The sequence below is a fragment of the Nocardia sputi genome (genome assembly GCF_023501985.1).
The window spans coordinates 1-1,282 of sequence record NZ_JAMFLC010000070.1; the positions used below are offsets into that span (position 1 = coordinate 1).

The window sequence follows — 1,282 nt, forward strand, 5'->3', positions numbered from 1 at the left end:
TGGCCTGTCCCCGGTGAATGAGACCGCCTGGAACTAGAGTTCCGTTGGCCCTGGTGAGGGGCTGGAAGGGACACTGAGAACCATGGCTGGACGTAAGCGGCATTCCGCCGAAGAGATCGTGCGGAAGCTGCGCCGTGCCGACGAGTTGGCCGCCGCGGGCGCTTCGGGTGAGGAGATCGCGGCTGACCTGGGGATCTCGGCGGCGACCTTGTATAACTGGCGGCGCCAGTACGGCGGGATGGATACCGACGCCGCCAAAGAACTCAAGGAATTGCGCGAGCAAAACGCCAGGTTGAAGCGATTGCTGGCTGATGCCGAGCTGGAGAAGGACGCATTGCGGGAGATCGCTCGGGGAAACTTCTAGGCCCGGCGGCCAAGCGGCGGGCGGTGGGCATGCTCTTGCAGGTCAAGGGCATGTCGGAACGGTTCGCCTGCAAGGTCGTCGGGGTGCATCGGTCCACGTTCCGGCGGCTTCCGCTCGACCAGACCCCGGACGATCCCGATGTCGGCGCCAGGGCCTGGCTGCGCGAGTATGCGCGTAAGAACCCGTGCCATGGGTTTCGTCGGGCGTGGGCGGCATTGCGGTTCGACGAAGGTCACCGGGTCAACCGCAAACGGGTCCACCGGTTGTGGAAGCAGGAGGGCCTGCAGGTACGGGCGCATCACCGACGCAAACGCCTCGGCTCCTCGTCGGTGCCGGCGGTCGCCGCGGATGCACCGAAGACGGTATGGGCATTGGACTTCCAGTTCGACTCCACCGTCGATGGTCGGGCGGTGAAGATCGCGTCGATGGTCGATGAACACACCCGCGAGTCGCTGCTGCACCTGGTGGAACGCTCCATCACCGGCGAGAAACTCGTCGCCGAACTCGCCCGGGTGTTCACCACCCGGGGCGTGCCGAAGGTGCTGCGGTGTGACAACGGCCCGGAAATGATTTCTACAGCGCTGCAACGCTTCTGCACTGACAGGATCGGGATCACCTACATCCCGCCCGGCACACCATGGAACAACGGCTACATCGAATCGTTCAACCGCCGGTTGCGCATCGAGTGCCTCAACCGCAACCACTGGACCTCTCTACTCGAGGCCCGCGTGGTCATCGGCGACTTCAAAACCGACCACAACCTGCGGCACCGGCATTCAGCCCTGGGCTACCGGACACCGGCTGAGTACGCTGCGGCCTGCACCCACACCCACCACCCGGTGGACTGCGGGATCAACTGACAACTGACGAACAACCCGGGCTCTACTCCCGGGTGGTCGCATTATCGGGGACCGGCCA

Annotated in this window: 1 protein-coding gene; it reads left to right on the plus strand. The window is 64.7% G+C overall.

Features of this window, described 5'->3' with window-relative positions; all coding sequences use genetic code 11:
* The first annotated feature begins 82 nt into the window (after nucleotides 1-82).
* Nucleotides 83-1,224, plus strand: a protein-coding gene (locus tag M8859_RS36655) for an IS3 family transposase (RefSeq protein ID WP_159931034.1) whose coding sequence is annotated in 2 segments (ribosomal slippage) — nucleotides 83-350 and nucleotides 350-1,224 — 1,143 coding nt in all. Because the reading frame shifts where the segments join, the coding sequence is not laid out codon by codon here.
* Nucleotides 1,225-1,282: the final 58 nt, after the last annotated feature.